Below are 16,513 nucleotides of genomic sequence, written 5' to 3' on the forward strand. Positions count from 1 at the left end.
TCAGGCGATCCAGCCGCGTTCCCGGGCCACCGTCACGGCCGCCGTCCGGTCCGCGACGCCCAGCTTGGCGAAGGCGCGGAGCAGGTGCGTCTTGACCGTGGCCTCGGTGATGGACAGCTCGCGCCCGACCTCCGAGTTCGACCGGCCACGGGCCACCAGCCCCAGCACCTCGGTCTCCCGTGCGGAGGGCCGCTCGGCGGCCGTACGGACCGAGCTGACCAGGCGGGTCGCCACGCTCGGCGCCAGCACCGTCTCGCCCCGGGCCGCGGCGCGCACGCCCGCGACGAGCACCGCGCGGGGCGTGTCCTTGAGCAGGTAGCCGGTCGCACCGGCCTCGACGGCCCGCAGGATGTCGGCGTCGGTGTCGTACGTCGTCAGCACCACCACGCGCGGACCGGTGCCGACGATCCCGGCGGTCGCCGCGACGCCGTCCAGCACGGGCATCCGCAGGTCCATGAGCACCACGTCGGGCCGGAGCTCGGCGGCCAGCGCCACCGCCTCCTGCCCGTCGGCGGCCTCGCCCACGACCTCGAGGTCGTCCTCGACCGTCAGCATGCCCACCAGGCCCGACCGCACCACCGGATGGTCGTCCACCACCAGCACCCGGATCATCCCGCCACCCCCTGTGTCCCGTCGCGTGCCGGTCCCACGACTCTGGGCTCGTCGCGCGATCCTGTCCCGCTGTCCGATCTCGCCCTGTCGCGTGATCCTGGGTCACTGTCCGATCCCGCCGTCTCGTCCGAGCGTGCGTCGCCGCCCGATCCTGCCCTCTCGGCCGAACCCGCCCTCTCGCCCGGGGCGGCGTCGGCCGCGTCCTCGACCGGCACCCGGACCCGCAGCGTCGTGCCGGCGTCGGCCCGGGACCTCACCGACAGCGTGCCGCCCGCCGACCGCACCCGGTCGCGCATCCCGGCCAGCCCGAACCCGTCGGAGACGTCCGGCCCGAAGCCTCGCCCGTCGTCGGCCACGGTGAGCGTCACCGCCCCCTCGGCCCTCGCCAGGCGCACGGCGACGGTCGTGGCCCGCGCGTGCCGCCGCACGTTCGTCAGCGACTCCTGGGCGGCCCGCAGCAGCACCACCTCGGTGGTCGGCGGGAGCGGCCCGACGCCGTCGGCCTCGAAGCTCACGACCTGCTCCGTCTCCAGGGCGTACCGCTCCGTGAGCCTCCTCAGCGCCTGCGGGAGCGAGGCGTCCTGCAGCGCCACGGGCGCGAAGGCGGCCACCAGGGCACGTGCCTCGGCCAGGTTGTCGCGGGCCGTGTCCTCGACGAGGTGCAGCCGCTCGCGCACGGCGTCGTCGTCCCCGACGTCGAGGGCGGCCGTCGCGGCCTGCGCCTGCATCACCACGCTCGTGAAGCCCTGGGCGAGGGTGTCGTGGATCTCCCGGGCGAGCCGCTCGCGCTCCGCCACGACGCCCGCCTCGTGGTTGGTCCGCGCGAGCTCCGCCTGCGCCGCGCGCAGCTCGTCGAGCAGACGCGCGTGCTCCTCGGCGCGCCGCATCGCCAGGTGGAACCAGAGCCCCAGGGCGACCGCGAACAGCAGCGTCACCAGCATCTGCGGCACCACACTGAGCACCACGTCGGGCGCGAAGCCGTAGGCGGCGACGATGCCGACCGTCACCGAGACGGCGAGCACGGCGCAGCCGATCACGCCCTGCCGGATCGACTCCAGCAGCATCCACACCTGCGCGAACGCGATGAACATCAGGAACGTCGCGATGCCCGCCTGCGACACCGCCACCCCCGTGCCCAGGACCAGCACCACCAGGTAGGCGACGGCGAGCCGCCGCTCCCTGGTCCGCGCCGCCCGCGCACCCCACAGCAGGTACGCGACCACGATCGCGGCCAGAGCGGCGAGCGCGACCACGAGCGCCAGGCCGCGCGTACCCTCCAGCACCAGAGCGGCGGCGGTCAGCGCGACGATCACGTAGAACGCCGCGTCCCACCAGCGCACCTGCTGCTCCCACCCGGCGTAGAGCAGGTTCACGGAGGGCCCGTCCGCCGCTTCGTCGGCCGTGGTGCCGTCAGCCGTCATCGTGCCGTCGCCACCGGAACGTCCGGGTGCCGACCACGAGCGCTACCACCAGCCATGCCGCCAGTACAGCAGCCGTGGCGCCGTGCTGCCAGGACCCGGCCGGCTCCGCGGCCGCGAACGCCTCCGGCAGGAACACCGACCGCATGCCCTGCGCGATCCACTTCAGCGGGAAGATCGAGGACAGGTCGAGCATCCACCCCGGGAGCTGGGTCACCGGGAAGAACACCCCGGAGGTGAACTGCAGCACCAGGAGCGGGGTGACCACCACGGCGCTCGCGGATCGGCCGGACCGGGGCACCGACGAGTACGCGACGCCGCACACCGCCCCCGCCGCCGTCCCGAGCACGAACACCCACGCGAACGTGACCCAGTGCCCCGGGTCGTCGGGCAGGGGCACGTCGAAGGCGAGTGCCGCGACCGCGAGCAGCAGCGCGGTCTGCGCGAGCACGGTGACCAGCGACAGGAACACCTTGCCCAGGAAGTACGACGTCGCGGGCAGGGGCGTGGCACGCAGCCGCTTCAGCGTCCCGTCGTCGCGCTCGACGGCGATCGACATGGCGAGCGTCTGGTACGTCGAGAGCATGACGCCGGTCGCGATCATGCCGGGCAGGAAGTACTGCGCGAAGCTGACCGTGACGCCGTCGGCGACGATCGGGTCGTCGTCACCGAACACTGTGGAGAAGATCGCCAGCATGATGATCGGGTAGGCGAAGCCGAAGACCATCGAGTCGCGCTCGCGGACGAACTGCAGCAGCTCCACGCCGCCGCGCACCAGGCCGAGCCGGAGCGTGCCGGGCAGCCTCCGCACTGCGTCCACCGCGGTCCGACTCGTCGTGCTCGTCGCAGCAGTCGTGCTCATCACGCCGCCTCCTTGGCGTCGGTCGAGGTCTCGCCGATCAGGGACAGGTAGACGTCCTCGAGGGTCGGGCGGGTCACGGACAGGCCGGGTACCTCGCCGTCGGGTCCCGCCGCGGCGATCAGCCGGGCGACTGCGGCGGTGGGCCGCTCGGTGTGCTCGGTGCGGCGCACCCCGCCGTCGTCCCACGCGACGACCGGCGTGCGGGCCGCGGGCCCGCCCAGGGAGTCGGGCGTGCCCTCGGCCACCACGACGCCGTCGCGCACGACGACGACGCGGTCGGCGAGCTGCGCGGCCTCGTCCAGGTAGTGGGTGGTCAGGAGGATCGTGGTGCCGTCGTCGCGCAGCCCGGTCACCAGGTCCCAGAAGGAGCGGCGCGCCTCGGGGTCGAACCCGGTGGTGGGCTCGTCCAGGAAGAGCAGCTCGGGCCGGCCCACGATCCCGAGGGCCACGTCGAGCCGTCGCCGCTGCCCGCCGGAGAGCCCACGCGTCCGGGCCTTCGCCTTCTCCGCGAGCCCGACCGCGGCGATCACCTCCGCGGGGTCGCGCGAGTCCGGGTAGGCGGCCGCGGTGGAGCGGACCTTCTCCAGGACCGTGAGCTCGCTCAGGTCCCGGGAGTCCTGCATGACCACGCCGATCCGTGCGCGCCAGGCGCGTCCGGCCGCTTTGGGGTCCTCACCGAGAACGGTGACGTCGCCGTCGTCCCGGTCGCGGAAGCCCTCGAGGATCTCGACGGTGGTGGTCTTGCCCGCGCCGTTGGGGCCGAGCACCGCCACGATCTCACCGTGGGCGACGTCGAGGTCCAGGCCGGCGACGGCATCCTTGAATCCGGTGCGGGCACTGCCGTACCGCTTGCGAAGGCCGCGTACCCGCACGGCCGGGGAGCCGGATGTCTGCATGCCCCGAGCATGCTCCGTGGGAGCCTCGTGGCGGGACGCCCGTTCGACTGCACCTCGTGTCCGTCGTCCGGTGGACAAGGGACCTTCCGCGACCTGCAAGGGTCCGTCCGGAACGAGTTCGACCTACGGCCCCGGGTACCGTACAGTTGTGCCTCGGTGATCGATGCTCACCTGATGCCGTGCGCCTCTCCAGGGCTCGTGGTATGGCAAGATCAGGCATCGAACACAAAGGGTAGTGGCGCAATTGGTAGCGCAGCGGTCTCCAAAACCGCAGGTTGCAGGTTCGAGTCCTGTCTACCCTGCCAGCGTGAACCCCAGCGGGGCCGCGCGCAGCGGGCCCACGTGAGTGGACCTGGAACGGCAGTTCGCGCCGCCCGGCGCGCCGGGCCACAGGAGTGGGGTAGCAGTGAGCGACACCGAGGTGATCCAGAGCGCCGCGGAGCGTCCGAGCAAGGGCGGCGGCAACATCTTCGCCCGAATCGCGCTCTTCGTGCGCCAGGTGGTGGCCGAGCTCAAGAAGGTCGTCTCGCCGACGCGCTCTGAGCTCATCACCTACACGACCGTCGTGCTCGTCTTCTTGGTCGTCGTCATGATCTTCGTGGTGGCCCTGGACTACGCCTTCGGCATGCTCGCGGGCTGGGTCTTCGGCTGATCCTTCCTCGCGGATCCGGCGGCTGACGCCGCCGTCGACCGGTCCCGGAAGCGGGTCCGTGTCGGTCCGGGTGCGCCGGACGAGCTCATGGGGCACGCTGCGCAGTACTTCGCTGTGATGGTTCTCGCCCGTCGCTGATTGTCCCTTCGCGGTACTTTCGCGCGACAATGGCCGGACACAGCTCGTAGAAGTACGCACACCCGTGCCGGGCGCAGCCCCGGCGCACGAAGAGAAAGCAGGTTCGTTTCGTGTCCCAGGACTCTCTGGACCAGACGGAGAACGTCTCGCCGGCCGACGGCGACGAGACGGCCGTCGACGCGCCCCTGGACGCCGAGAACGCTGACGTGCCTGCGGACGCCGAGACCCCGGCCGAGACCGACGTCGAGCCCGCGGACGAGGGCGACGCCGCCGACGAGCGCCCCGTTGACGCCGACGGCGACGTCATCGTGGACGAGGTCGAGGAGTTCAAGCGAACTCTCCGCAGCCAGCTGGGTGACTGGTACGTCATCCACTCGTACGCCGGCTACGAGAAGCGCGTGAAGACCAACCTCGAGAACCGCATCCAGAGCCTGAACATGGAGGACTACATCTTCCAGGTCGAGGTTCCGATGGAAGAGGTCGCCGAGATCAAGAACGCGCAGAAGAAGATCGTGAGCCGGGTTCGCATCCCGGGCTACGTCCTCGTGCGCATGGACCTGACCGACGAGTCGTGGGGCGCCGTGCGGCACACGCCGGGTGTCACGGGCTTCGTCGGGCACACGCACCAGCCGGTGCCGCTGAGCTTCGACGAGATCTACTCGATGCTCGCGCCGTCGATGCTGCCGCAGCCCGCCCAGGTCGGCCAGCAGGCCGCCGGCGGTGGCACGGTGACCAGCAGCGGCAAGGCGCCGGTCCACGTGGACTTCGAGGTCGGCGAGTCGGTGACCGTGACCGACGGTCCGTTCGACACGCTGCCCGCCTCGATCTCCGAGATCAACGTCGAGGCCCAGAAGCTCAAGGTCCTCGTCTCCATCTTCGGCCGGGAGACCCCGGTCGAGCTGGGGTTCAACCAGGTCGCCAAGATCTGATTCGTCCGTACCCCAGCATTGCAACCGGGTCATCGCCCACGGCGTAGGCCCAGCCAACAGAAGGTAGTGAACGCATGCCCCCGAAGAAGAAGGTCTCCGGCCTCATCAAGCTGCAGATCCAGGCCGGCGCCGCGACGCCGGCTCCGCCGATCGGCCCCGCGCTGGGTCAGCACGGCGTGAACATCATGGAGTTCTGCAAGGCGTACAACGCGGCGACCGAGTCGCAGCGCGGCAACGTCATCCCGGTCGAGATCACCGTGTACGAGGACCGCTCGTTCACCTTCATCACCAAGACCCCGCCGGCCGCCGAGCTCATCAAGAAGGCCGCTGGTGTGGCCAAGGGCTCCGCGACGCCGCACACGGTCAAGGTCGCCTCGATCACCAAGGACCAGGTCCGCGAGATCGCCACGACCAAGCTGCCCGACCTGAACGCGAACGACCTCGACGCTGCTTCGCTGATCATCGCGGGCACCGCCCGCTCCATGGGCATCACCGTTTCCGAGTGATCCCCCCCGGGGCTTCCGCCCCGGACGAACCACCACCAGTGGCAGGGCCGCACGGCCCGCTACGACCACAAGGAGAGAAACATGGCAAAGCGCAGCAAGGCGTACCTCGCCGCCGCGGAGAAGATCGACAGCGAGAACCTGTACTCGCCGCTCGAGGCCATCCGCCTGGCCAAGGAGACCGCCACGGTCAAGTACGACGCCACCGTCGAGGTCGCGTTCCGGCTGAGCGTGGACCCGCGCAAGGCGGACCAGATGGTCCGTGGCACGGTCAACCTGCCGAACGGCACGGGTAAGACCGCCAAGGTCATCGTGTTCGCCAACGCCGCCAAGGCGGAGGAGGCCCGCGCGGCCGGTGCCGACGAGGTCGGCGGCGACGAGCTGATCGAGAAGGTGGCCGCCGGCTACACCGACTTCGACGCGGCCGTTGCCACGCCGGACCTGATGGGCAAGGTCGGGCGCCTCGGTAAGGTGCTCGGTCCCCGTGGCCTCATGCCGAACCCGAAGACCGGCACCGTGACCATGGACGTCACCAAGGCCGTGTCCGACATCAAGGGCGGCAAGATCGAGTTCCGTGTCGACAAGCACGCGAACCTGCACTTCATCATCGGCAAGTCCTCCTTCTCGGAGGCTCAGCTGCTGGAGAACTACGTCGCCGCGCTCGACGAGGTCCTGCGCCTCAAGCCGTCGTCGTCGAAGGGTCGCTACATCAGCAAGGCGACCATGACCACGACGATGGGCCCCGGCATCCCGCTGGACCAGAGCAAGACCACCAAGCTCCTGGAGGAGCTCTCGGCCTGAGCCGAGCTCTCCTGAGCGCAAGAAGGCCCGCATCCCGCAAGGGGTGCGGGCCTTTTTGAATTTTCATCAGAACCATGTATCGAACCCGGTCCTCGCACCTCTTGTCTGATGGGCGGCAGGAAGCCGACGTGAGCTGAGGAGAGGGGAGTGCCTGGTGGGCACCATTTTCTACCTCCCCGGATCCGCGAGCTCGGCCGTAGACTCGGTTGGTCCAAGTGCTCCACGTCCGGTTGGTGACGTGGAAACATCCGCCAGCAGAGAATCCCGTGGTGCAATGACAGGATCAAGGGAGGCCCTGCCCGACGTCGACGGGTCCGGTCTCACGCTCGGCGATCGCGCGGCGATCGCCCTGACCGAGTACCGCGCCGGCAACCGCCAGGCGCTCGGCGACCTGGTACGCGAGGCGACGCCGTTGCTGTGGCACACCGTCCGCGCGCAGGGAGTCGACCGTGACGCCGCGGACGACGTCGTGCAGAGCACCTGGGTCGCGCTCGTGCGGCACGCAGAGACGATCGCCGAGCCGAAGGCCGTGCTGAAGTGGCTGCTGGTGACCGCGAAGCGCGCTGCCTGGGAGGCGGTGCGCAAGCACCGCGACGACGAGAAGCGCCGTACCGAGCTGCCGGACGACAGCCCCGAGCATCCGATGGCTCTCCCCGCGAACGATCCACCACCCGATGCCGAGGTGCTGCGCGACGAGCGCGATCGCATCCTGTGGACGTCGCTCCAGAAACTTCCCGGACGCTGCCAGGAGCTGCTGCGTCTGGTCTCGCTCGCCGACCGGCCGGACTACCGGTACATCTCGGCGGCGATCGGTATGCCGATGGGTTCCATCGGTTCGACTCGCGGCCGCTGTCTGGCGAAGCTGCGCACCATCCTCGATGAGCAAGGGGACTTCTCGTGGACCTGACGCCGGAACCCAACCAGGACGACGAGGCCATGGGGGGCCTCTCGTTCGACCCGAAGGGCGTGCTGGACGCCGAGGACGGCGCCGTGCTGACCCGCCTCGCCCGCGCGGTCGGCGCGGTGGACCCGGTGCCAGAGGGGCTCGTCGAGCGGTCGCTGTTCGCGATGACGCTGGCGGGGCTCGAGGCCGAGCTCATGGACGCCGTCTACCTCGACGCGCCGCTCGCCGGCGTCCGCGGGGCCGCGCAAGCGGCCCGGGCCGACGACGCCGCGCCCGCCGAGGCGAAGACCATCACCTTCACGCACGACTCGCTGACCGTGATGATCACCCTGTCCCCGTCCGCCGGCGGACGGGTGCGGATCGACGGCTGGGCCGCACCGGCGGCGGGCCTGGACGTGGAGCTGCACCGGCCGGGCGTCGACGTGCTCACCACCGCTTCCGACGAGGACGGCCGGTTCTCCTTCGATGCCGTCGAGCGCGGCCGCGCGAGCCTGGTGGTCCGTCGGACCGACGGCGGTGGCGGCGCCGTGAGCACGCCGATCATCGAGCTGTGAACTGCTGAACCACTGAACCACCACCGTGTGTGATCCGGCCGAGGGGCGCGGCGGGATCTGTCGAGCAATCGTTGTCAATGGAGAGGTATTGCCGTGAGCGAGCCCAGGCCCGAAGAACTTCGCGTACGGGACCACGCCGGAGGATGGCGGCCGGTCCGGGAGCTTGATCCGGCCGAGGCGAACTGCCGGCGGGACGTCCGGCTGTCGCCGACCCGCTACGTGGCGGACAGGCTGATCGTGCGGGGCACGCCGGGGGAGGACGACGGTCTGCTGGCGCTGCTCCGTGAACGCGCCGCCGAGCGGGGCCTGTCGCTCGAGACCGAGGAGCTCACACCGGCACCCATGCGGTCGGAGGTGCCGCGCACGGGCATGGCCGTGCACGTCGCCGCGGGTGGCACGGAAGACGCGGACGTGTGGGACCTGCTCGACGACGTCGCGTCGCGGGCTGGGGAGGGCGACCGGAAGCGGGTCGGCCTGGACCACGTGCTGCAGGGGCACCGGGTCAAGCCGGGCGTCGGCGTTCCCGGGGATCGGGAGCCGTCCCTGCACGTCGGGCCGATACCGCAGCGGGCGCTGGGCGCGGGACCCGTCCCGTGGCTCACCGCCGACGGCGTGCAGCGGCCGGTCGTCGCGTTGGTCGATACCGGGATCGGCGCCCACCCTTGGTTCGACGGGTCGCACGTCGTCATCCGCGACGCTCAGATCGACGGCAGCCCGATCGGCACCTTCACTGAGGACGAGCCGGTTACGGGCCACGAGCCGGCCACCGAGCTGGCTCCCTACGTGGGCCACGGCACCTTCATCGCGGGCGTCGTTCACCAGGTGTGCCCCGACGCTGCGATTCTGCCCGTCCGCGTCATGTACACGGACGGCGAGGTCCGGGAGTGGGACCTGGTGCGCTCGCTGGAGCGGCTCCTGGAGTACCACCTGCGCGGAGTGGCGGGCGTGCCGGGGTTCACACCTGTCGATGTCGTCGTGCTCGCGCTCGGCTTCCAGCCAGAGCTGCTCGAGGACGACTACGAGGGCGTGCTGCGCGGATCCCTGCGCGACCTGCGTCTGGCCGGCGTGCTCGTCGTTGCGTCCGCAGGCAACGACGGCGGCGAGCAGCCGGTGTTCCCCGCCGCGTGGGCGCCGCACGTGCGTCGCGTCGACGGCCGTGCCGAACCTCTGGAGGCCGGCGACCTGCGCGCGGACTACACGCCGCTGCTGGTGGTGACCGCCTCCAACCCGAACGGCACGCTCGCGGACTTCGCCAATGACGGCCCGTGGGTGACCAGCGTGCGCCCCGGCACCAACGTGCACAGCACCATGCCGGTGACCGCGGATGGCGCCCTGGAGCCGCAGGAGGTGTCCGCGGGCGGCCGCGAGTCGGTCGATCCGGACGACTTCACCGGTGGCTTCGCCACGTGGAGCGGCACCTCGTTCTCGTCGCCGGTGCTGGCTGGAGAGCTGGCCCAGCACCTGCTGAACGGGCGTGTCGCGCAGAGCCAGGCGAACCGGATCGGCGCGGCATGGCAGGCTGCACACCAGGCGACGGGATTGCCGATCCCGCACTGACGGTGACGAGGTAAGCGTGGAGGCGACCGATCGCCGTGAACCGTGGGCGGGATTGTTCGAGCGGCTGGAGGTCGCCCGTAACCTCCACACACGAGCGAAGTGGTCTGCCGCGGAGACGCGATTCCGGGCGCTCCTGGTCGAGCTGAGGGAGATTGAACCCTCCTCGCTCGACCAGGAGGACCGGGCTCAGTGGGTCGAGCTCATGGTTCGGAGCTATCTCGGTCTTTCCAATCCGGTCCACGCGCTGGCCGGCTCGCTGGACGAGGCGCTTGCACTCTGCGATCGCGCCGCGGAGGTCGTGGAGCTGGCACCCGATCCCTCGGTGGCCAGTCTGGTCCTCGTCCAGCGTGGGGTGCTCCATTCGCGATCGGGCCATTCCCGGGAAGCCCTCGAGCACCTCACCGACGCCGTCCGGATGCCGGGTCTCACCGACCATCGGGATCTCGCCACGATCTACCTCAACATCGGGAGCGTGCACAGCGAGCTCGGGGCCTTCGGTGACGCCCTGCAGGCGTACGAGGCAGCGCACGAGCACGCTGTCACGCTGGGAAACGCCCGGTTCGTCTCGTGGTCTCTCTACAGCCTCGGCTATGCGCAGTACACGCTGGGCAACCTGCCCGGTGCCCTGGAATCGATGGAGCGGGCCGTGGGGCACGCGTTCGACTGGGACGACGGCATCCCCGAGCTCGGCCGGGCCGAGGTGCTCTTCGAGAGCGGCCTGCTCGTGGACGCCGAGCAACTCCTCGCCACCGCTGCGGAGCGCCTGTCGCAAGCAGCTCTCCGGCTCGAGCACGCCGAGGCCGAATGGTTCCGCGCCCGGGCCTTGATGGGCCTCCTGCGTTTCGACGACGCGCGCGCCCAGGCAGCCCAGGCCCGCCGAAGGTTCGAGCGTGGCGGGCAGTGGTCGATGGCAGCCCTGGCCCGGGTCCTCGAGCTCGAGGCGTCGCTCACGGAAGCGGTGCGCAACCCCGGCGGACCGTCACGTGGGGCCACCCGTCGAGGGGCGCGCGAAGCGATGGTCGTGGCCGAGGCCGGCGACGCTGCCGGCCCCACGCTCGGCTACCACCCTGGACATGCGGCCCGGCTGGTCGCTGCCCGCTGGCTAGTCCTGGCGGGCGACCTCGACGCGGCCCGGGACGTGCTCGCCGACCTGCCCCGTGGCATGGTCAGCGCTCCGCTCACCATGCGGGTCCAGCACTACACGGTCCAGGCTGAGCTCGCGTTTGCGACCGACGATCGCGCCAGAGGCCTGCGTGCCGTGCGGGCGGGCCTCGGGTTGCTCGCCGATCACCGCAGCAGGCTCGGTTCGGTCGAGTCGGTCACAGCCGCCGCCGCGCACGGCGTCGACCTGACTCGCGTGGACGTCGAGGCCGCCGTTCGCACCGGTAGGCCGGCCGTCCTGTTCGACGCCCTGGAGCGTGGCCGCGCCACGTTTGCCGGAACGGGCCGGGTTACCCCACCCGACGATCCCGAGGCGGCGGCTCTCCTGACCGAGGCACGCGGACTGCTGGCCAGAGCGCGAGAACTTGGTGCGGGGGAGTCGAAGGAGCGCGAGCGGCTCACCCGCCGTGCGGGTCGCATCCAGGGTGAGGTGCGGGAACGCTCCTGGCGGCACGCCGGCAATGCAGGCGCCGTGCAGCGTCCGGTCACCGCGCGCGAGGTGCGCGGCGTCCTGGCAGCGGGTAACAACGGATCCGTCGTGGCGAGCTTCCTCGTCATCGATGATGTGCTGCGCTGCGTCCGTGTCGACGCTGCCGGCGTCACCACCGTCGACATCGGCCCGGCCGACGACGTGATCGAGCGGGTCCGCCGTCTCTCCGCCGACTTCGCCATGGCCGCCAACGATCTGATCCCGGCACCTCTACGTGCCGCGGCGACGGCGTCGCTGGCGCGCAACCTCAAGGCCCTCGACACCGTCCTGCTCGCCCCGCTCCACGCCGACGGCGACCTCTACGTGGTCGCCCGGGAACCGCTGCTCAGCGTGCCGTGGGCCGCGCTCCCGTCCCGCAGCGGCCTGCGCACCTCCGTGAACTCGTACGTCGCGCGCGGCCGCACCCACGCCCGGCCCACCGGCGAGCGCAAGCTGCTCGCCGCGGCCGGCCCGGGCGTCCGCCACGGCGCGACCGAGGCACGCGCCGTCGGCGAGCAGTGGCCCGGCGCGACCGTGCTGACCGGCAAGGACGCCGTCACCGAGCAGGTCCGTACCGCCCTCGCCACCCACGACGTCGTGCACCTGGCCACCCACGGCCAGCACGACGCCGACAACCCCCTCTTCGCGAGCATCGAGCTCGCGGACGGCCCGCTGTTCGCCCACGAGCTCGACGGCACACCGCTGCCCGGATCCGTGGTCATCCTGTCGTCGTGCGAGGTCGGCGGTTCCTCCCAGGTGCTCGGCGGCGAGCTCCTGGGCCTCACGTCGGTGCTCCTGCGCCTGGGCGCGCGCGCCGTGATCGCGTCCGTCGCCAAGCTCTCCGACGAGCTCGCCGCCCGCGTCATGCCCCGCCTGCACGCCCACCTGCGCGAGTCCGACGACCCGGAGGCGGCACTCGCGGCCGCGCTCCGCGACGTCGCCGAGCCCGTACCCCTGGTCTGCTTCAGTTCGGTCGAAGGTCTGACCGCGGAGTGATCCCGGGCGTCTCACCGGCCCCGAACCCCTGACCTGCGCGGTTGCCCCGGGCGATGACAGGCCGCCCCATGCCCCGCTATCGTGGCCCGCCCGGCGCCCCCGTGGGGCCCGGTGAGGTGAGGGGGCAGGTATGTGGCCGGAACTGGAGGCGGAGCTGCTGGCCGCGCGGGAGCTCAACTCCCGGTCGCGGCCCGGCGACGCGCTGCTGCGGTTCCGGGACGTGCTCGACCGGCTCCGGGTCGTGGACCTCGGCGAGCTCGGGCCCACGGATCGCGAACGCTGGGCCGAGGGCATGGTCCGTTCCCTGGCGGGGGAGGCCGTCGCCGTCCACACCATCGAGGACACGCTGGACAAGCCGCTCGCGCTCCTCGGTGACGCCGACGCCCGCGCCGACGCCGCACCGCCGCGGATCCGCAGGCGGCTCGCCGCCGTCGTCGACGGGAACCGTGGCCTGCTGCTGCAGCGCTCCGGCCGGCTCACCGACGCCGTGGCGGCCTTCGACCGGGCGCTCGCGGTCGCGGACCGGCTCACCGCGCGCGACTACGCCACGGCGCTGCTCAACCGGGGCGCCGCCGCCATCGAGCTCGGCCGGCTGGACGCGGCGCTCGCCGACTTCGACGCCTGCCACGAGGCCGCGGGGCTTGCCGACCTGCCCGGGATCGCCTCCCTCGCCCTGCACAACACCGGCTTCGTGCGGTACGCGCTCGGCGACCTGCCGGGCGCTCTGCAGGCGATGGCCGCCGCCCGCGCCGTCGACCCGGAACGAGCCGACGGCGTGCTCGACATCGGCCGCGGCGCCGTCCTCTACGAGGCCGGGCTGCTCGAGGACGCCGAGCAGGTCCTCACCCAGGCGATCTCCCGCATGGTGGTCCCGGGCCGGGCGCACCACCGCGCCGAGGCCGAGTACTTCCGCGCCCGCTGCCTCATGGCGCTGCACCGGTGGGACGAGGCGCAGGCCGCGGCCGCCTTCGCCCGCCGGTACTACGCCGGCGTCGGCCACCCGCAGCGCGCCGCCGTCGCGCGCGTCGCCGAGCTGGAAGCGATCCTCCTGCCGATCCGCCGGGGTGAGGCCCCCGTGCCCGACGACGCCCGCCGTCGTGCCGAGCAGGCCATCGAGGCCGCCGAGGCGGGCGACGAGGTGGACCCACTGCTCGGGCAGCGCCCCGGCCTGACCGCGCGGTTCGTCGCCGCGCACTGGTACCTCCTGGCCGACGACGTCGCCGCCGCGCGCACCGTCCTCGACAACCTCCCCGCCGGCATGGCCGACGCCCCGCTGTCCACGCGGATCCAGCGGCAGACGGTGCTCGCGCAGCTCGCCTTCGCGTCGGGGGACCGGGCGGCCGGCATCGAGGCGGTGCGCACGGGACTGGACCTGCTCGCGGACCATCGTGTGGGGCTCGGCTCGGTCGAGTCCGTCACCGCCGCCGCGGCGCACGGCGTGGACCTGCAACGGACCGACGTCGAGGCCGCGTTGCGAACCGCCCGGCCGGACTGGCTCTTCGAGGCGCTCGAACGCGGCCGGACCACGTTCGCCGGCATGGGCGGGACCGTCGCTCCGGACGAGCCCGCGGTCGGCGCGCTCGTCACCGAGGCCCGCGGGCTCGTCGTCCGGGCCCGCACCCTCACCGACCGGGACAGCGCCGCGGAACGCGCCCACCTGTTCGAGCGGTCACGCCGACTGCTGGCGACGGCGCGCGAACGCGCGTGGCACCGCACCGGCGCCGAGCACGACGTGGCCGAGGACCGCCCGGCTACCACCGCCGAGGTCCGCGCGCTGCTCGCCGCCCGCGACGACGGCGCCGTCGTCGCCAATTACCTGGTGCTCGACGGCGTGCTGCGCTGCGTCCGGGTCGACGCCGCCGGCGCGCACACCGTCGACCTCGGACCGCTCGCCGAGGTCACCGAACGGGCGCTGCGCGTCCGCGCGGACTTCGGGGCCTGCGCCAACGAGCATGTCCCGCCGGCACTGCGCGACGCCGCCCGCCGCTCCCTGAGGCGCAACCTCGACGCGCTCGACCGGCTCCTCGCGGTGCCGATGCAGGCGGACGGCCCGCTGTACGTCGTGGGCAGGGAGCCCCTGCTCAGCGTGCCCTGGACGGCGCTCCCGTCCCGGCGCGGCCGCCGCACGACCGTCCGCTCCTACATGGCCCGCGGCCGCGCGCACCCGCGCCCGGGAAACAGGCACCGGCTGCTCGCCGCCTACGGTCCCGGCGTGGCCCTCGGCGCGAGCGAGGTGCGGGCCGTCGGCGCCGTATGGCCGGGAGCAACCGTCCTCACCGGCGCCGCCGCGACGACGGCGGCGGTCCGGGCCGTGCTCGCCACCCACGACATCGTGCACCTGGCCACCCACGGCAGGCACGACGCCGACAACCCGCTCTTCGCCTTCGTCGACCTCGCCGACGGGCCGCTGTTCGCCCACGAGCTCGACGGCACACGGCTCCCCGGATCCGTGCTGGTCCTCTCGGCCTGCGAGGTCGGCGGCTCGTCCCAGGTGGTCGGCGGCGAGGTGCTCGGCCTGTCCTCCGTGCTCCTGCGGCTCGGCGCCCGCGCCGTCGTGGCCGCCGTCGCCCCGCTGTCGGACGCCGTCGCCGCGCGCGTCATGCCCCGGTTCCACGCCCACCTGCGTGCCACCGACGACCCGGAGGCCGCGCTCGCCGCGGCGCTCGCGGACGAGCCCGAGCCGGTGCCGCTGGTGTGCTTCGCATCCCTGGAGGGTCTGGGCCGGTGACGGCCGGCGGGTGGCGAACGAACGGCGTCGTCCGTCGTGTGGCGCAGGCCACCGCTCGCCGCGTGCGGCCTCACGCGCGGAGCCATGTATAGTTCTCGGGTAACCCAAGACCGCCGGTCGTCCGACGCTGCCCGCTCGCAAGAGCACAGGGCGGAAGAAGACCGAAGTCCCGCTGAGAGCGGGGGCCTGCGCAGGTGACGAACTCGAGTGCGGTCCTGCCGCGCGAACCGAGCCCCGTGCACCTGCGCCGGGGCTCTTTTTCTCGTTCCGGGGCAACGCCCGGGGCTCACGCCCCAGGGGACGGTGGTACCACCACCGGAAGGATTGCCATGGCGAGGCCGGACAAGGCAGCCGCTGTCGCAGAGCTCGCGGACAAGTTCCGCGACTCGAGCGCAGCCGTGCTGACCGAGTACCGCGGGCTCACCGTCGCGCAGCTCAAGGAGCTGCGTCGGTCGCTCAGCGGCAACGCAACCTACGCCGTGGTGAAGAACACGCTGACGGGGATCGCGGCCAAGGAGGCCGGTGTCGAGGGTCTCGACGCCGACCTGAAGGGCCCGTCCGCCATCGCATTCGTGACCGGGGACCCGGTCGAGGCTGCGAAGGGTCTGCGTGACTTCGCCAAGGCGAACCCCGCACTGGTCATCAAGGGCGGCGTGCTCGACGGCCGCCCGATGTCCAGCGCGGAGATCACGAAGCTCGCGGACCTCGAGTCCCGCGAGGTTCTGCTGGCCAAGGTGGCCGGCGGTCTGAAGGCCACGCTGACGCGTGCTGCTTACGCCTTCACCGCCAAGCCCGCCCAGGTCGCCCGTGCCATCGATGCCCTGCGTCAGAAGCAGGAATCGGAGGGTGCTGCCGCCTGATCAGGTGGCAGCGCCAGTTCACACCCCCCTGCTTCTCGCGGGCCGGCACCGGCCCGCGAAGCGCCAACTGAAAGGAACGCCATCATGGCGAAGCTCTCCACCGACGAGCTCCTGTCCGCCTTCGAGGAGCTCACGCTCATCGAGCTCTCCGACTTCGTGAAGGCCTTCGAGGAGAAGTTCGACGTCACCGCCGCCGCTCCGGCCGCCGTTGCCGTGGCCGGCCCGGCCGCTGCCGCCGCCGAGGCTGTCGAGGAGAAGACCGAGTTCGACGTCATCCTCGAGGCTGCCGGCGACAAGAAGATCCAGGTCATCAAGGAGGTGCGCGCGCTCACGTCCCTCGGTCTCAAGGAGGCCAAGGACCTGGTCGACGGCGCGCCGAAGCCGGTTCTCGAGGGCGCCGACAAGGACGCCGCCGAGAAGGCGAAGGCTGCCCTGGAGGGCGCCGGCGCCACCGTCACCCTCAAGTGACCTCA

At 72.1% G+C, this 16,513-nt stretch carries 15 protein-coding genes and 1 tRNA gene; 12 read left to right on the plus strand and 4 right to left on the minus strand.

Translation table 11 applies throughout. The features are described 5' to 3' along the window. Genes ACIPN7_RS04740 through ACIPN7_RS04755 form a run of 4 tightly spaced genes read right to left on the minus strand, consistent with a single transcriptional unit; the run spans position 1 to position 3,788 of the window. The gene (locus tag ACIPN7_RS04740; protein WP_400538495.1) at positions 1-612 is read right to left on the minus strand and encodes a response regulator; all 612 of its coding nucleotides are present in this window, start codon (positions 610-612) and stop codon (positions 1-3) included. Beyond that, on the minus strand, positions 609-2,033 hold the full coding sequence (locus tag ACIPN7_RS04745) for a sensor histidine kinase (RefSeq protein WP_400538497.1): 1,425 nt from the start codon (positions 2,031-2,033) through the stop codon (positions 609-611). The genes ACIPN7_RS04740 and ACIPN7_RS04745 overlap by 4 nt, the downstream gene beginning before the upstream one ends. Next, positions 2,023-2,892 carry an ABC transporter permease gene (locus tag ACIPN7_RS04750; RefSeq protein WP_400538499.1) on the minus strand — a complete coding sequence of 290 codons (870 nt, stop codon included), beginning with the start codon at positions 2,890-2,892 and terminating at the stop codon, positions 2,023-2,025. The genes ACIPN7_RS04745 and ACIPN7_RS04750 overlap by 11 nt, the downstream gene beginning before the upstream one ends. Continuing rightward, entirely contained in the window at positions 2,892-3,788 is an 897-nt protein-coding gene (locus ACIPN7_RS04755) for an ABC transporter ATP-binding protein (protein ID WP_400538501.1), read from the minus strand. The genes ACIPN7_RS04750 and ACIPN7_RS04755 overlap by 1 nt, the downstream gene beginning before the upstream one ends. A gap of 229 nt (positions 3,789-4,017) precedes the next feature. On the opposite strand from ACIPN7_RS04755, the gene ACIPN7_RS04760 reads away from it, so the two are divergent. From ACIPN7_RS04760 to rplL, 12 genes are all read left to right on the plus strand, one after another. Further along, positions 4,018-4,093: transfer RNA gene (locus ACIPN7_RS04760), tRNA-Trp, on the plus strand. Positions 4,094-4,194: 101 nt separating this feature from the next. Next, positions 4,195-4,440: a preprotein translocase subunit SecE gene (secE, locus tag ACIPN7_RS04765; RefSeq protein WP_020016096.1), complete on the plus strand. Its 246-nt coding sequence runs from the start codon at positions 4,195-4,197 to the stop codon at positions 4,438-4,440. 248 nt (positions 4,441-4,688) lie between these two features. Continuing rightward, a complete protein-coding gene (gene nusG, locus ACIPN7_RS04770) occupies positions 4,689-5,507 on the plus strand; it encodes a transcription termination/antitermination protein NusG (RefSeq protein ID WP_400538505.1) in 819 nt (272 codons plus the stop codon). A gap of 74 nt (positions 5,508-5,581) precedes the next feature. Then, positions 5,582-6,013: a 50S ribosomal protein L11 gene (gene rplK / locus ACIPN7_RS04775; protein WP_020016098.1), complete on the plus strand. Its 432-nt coding sequence runs from the start codon at positions 5,582-5,584 to the stop codon at positions 6,011-6,013. An 81-nt stretch (positions 6,014-6,094) separates the two neighbouring features. Then, entirely contained in the window at positions 6,095-6,811 is a 717-nt protein-coding gene (gene rplA / locus ACIPN7_RS04780) for a 50S ribosomal protein L1 (RefSeq protein WP_285100965.1), read from the plus strand. 238 nt (positions 6,812-7,049) lie between these two features. After that, on the plus strand, positions 7,050-7,718 hold the full coding sequence (locus ACIPN7_RS04785; RefSeq protein WP_400538508.1) for an RNA polymerase sigma factor: 669 nt from the start codon (positions 7,050-7,052) through the stop codon (positions 7,716-7,718). Beyond that, positions 7,709-8,269: a hypothetical protein gene (locus ACIPN7_RS04790; RefSeq protein ID WP_400538510.1), complete on the plus strand. Its 561-nt coding sequence runs from the start codon at positions 7,709-7,711 to the stop codon at positions 8,267-8,269. The genes ACIPN7_RS04785 and ACIPN7_RS04790 overlap by 10 nt, the downstream gene beginning before the upstream one ends. A 93-nt stretch (positions 8,270-8,362) precedes the next feature. After that, the gene (locus ACIPN7_RS04795) at positions 8,363-9,826 is read left to right on the plus strand and encodes a S8 family peptidase (protein WP_400538513.1); all 1,464 of its coding nucleotides are present in this window, start codon (positions 8,363-8,365) and stop codon (positions 9,824-9,826) included. 415 nt (positions 9,827-10,241) lie between these two features. After that, entirely contained in the window at positions 10,242-12,452 is a 2,211-nt protein-coding gene (locus ACIPN7_RS04800) for a CHAT domain-containing protein (RefSeq protein ID WP_400538515.1), read from the plus strand. Between the two features lie 130 nt (positions 12,453-12,582). Continuing rightward, a complete protein-coding gene (locus tag ACIPN7_RS04805) occupies positions 12,583-15,180 on the plus strand; it encodes a CHAT domain-containing protein (RefSeq protein WP_400538518.1) in 2,598 nt (865 codons plus the stop codon). Between the two features lie 329 nt (positions 15,181-15,509). Then, positions 15,510-16,040 (plus strand): 50S ribosomal protein L10, encoded by a 531-nt coding sequence (rplJ, locus tag ACIPN7_RS04810; protein WP_285100975.1) that lies wholly within the window; start codon positions 15,510-15,512, stop codon positions 16,038-16,040. Between the two features lie 84 nt (positions 16,041-16,124). Further along, positions 16,125-16,508 carry a 50S ribosomal protein L7/L12 gene (gene rplL, locus ACIPN7_RS04815; RefSeq protein WP_400538520.1) on the plus strand — a complete coding sequence of 128 codons (384 nt, stop codon included), beginning with the start codon at positions 16,125-16,127 and terminating at the stop codon, positions 16,506-16,508. Positions 16,509-16,513: the final 5 nt, after the last annotated feature.

It is taken from the genome of Promicromonospora sp. NPDC090134, assembly GCF_044746965.1.
GTDB lineage: Bacteria > Actinomycetota > Actinomycetes > Actinomycetales > Cellulomonadaceae > Promicromonospora.

Coding starts and splice junctions, on each gene's coding strand:
- ACIPN7_RS04750 (WP_400538499.1), bottom strand. CDS start 2,892: ATGAGCACGACTGCTGCGACGAGCACGACGAGTCGGACCGCGGTGGAC.
- ACIPN7_RS04755 (WP_400538501.1), bottom strand. CDS start 3,788: ATGCAGACATCCGGCTCCCCGGCCGTGCGGGTACGCGGCCTTCGCAAG.
- ACIPN7_RS04745 (WP_400538497.1), bottom strand. CDS start 2,033: ATGACGGCTGACGGCACCACGGCCGACGAAGCGGCGGACGGGCCCTCC.
- rplA (WP_285100965.1), top strand. CDS start 6,095: ATGGCAAAGCGCAGCAAGGCGTACCTCGCCGCCGCGGAGAAGATCGAC.
- ACIPN7_RS04800 (WP_400538515.1), top strand. CDS start 10,242: ATGCCGGGTCTCACCGACCATCGGGATCTCGCCACGATCTACCTCAAC.
- ACIPN7_RS04805 (WP_400538518.1), top strand. CDS start 12,583: ATGTGGCCGGAACTGGAGGCGGAGCTGCTGGCCGCGCGGGAGCTCAAC.
- rplL (WP_400538520.1), top strand. CDS start 16,125: ATGGCGAAGCTCTCCACCGACGAGCTCCTGTCCGCCTTCGAGGAGCTC.
- rplK (WP_020016098.1), top strand. CDS start 5,582: ATGCCCCCGAAGAAGAAGGTCTCCGGCCTCATCAAGCTGCAGATCCAG.
- rplJ (WP_285100975.1), top strand. CDS start 15,510: ATGGCGAGGCCGGACAAGGCAGCCGCTGTCGCAGAGCTCGCGGACAAG.
- ACIPN7_RS04740 (WP_400538495.1), bottom strand. CDS start 612: ATGATCCGGGTGCTGGTGGTGGACGACCATCCGGTGGTGCGGTCGGGC.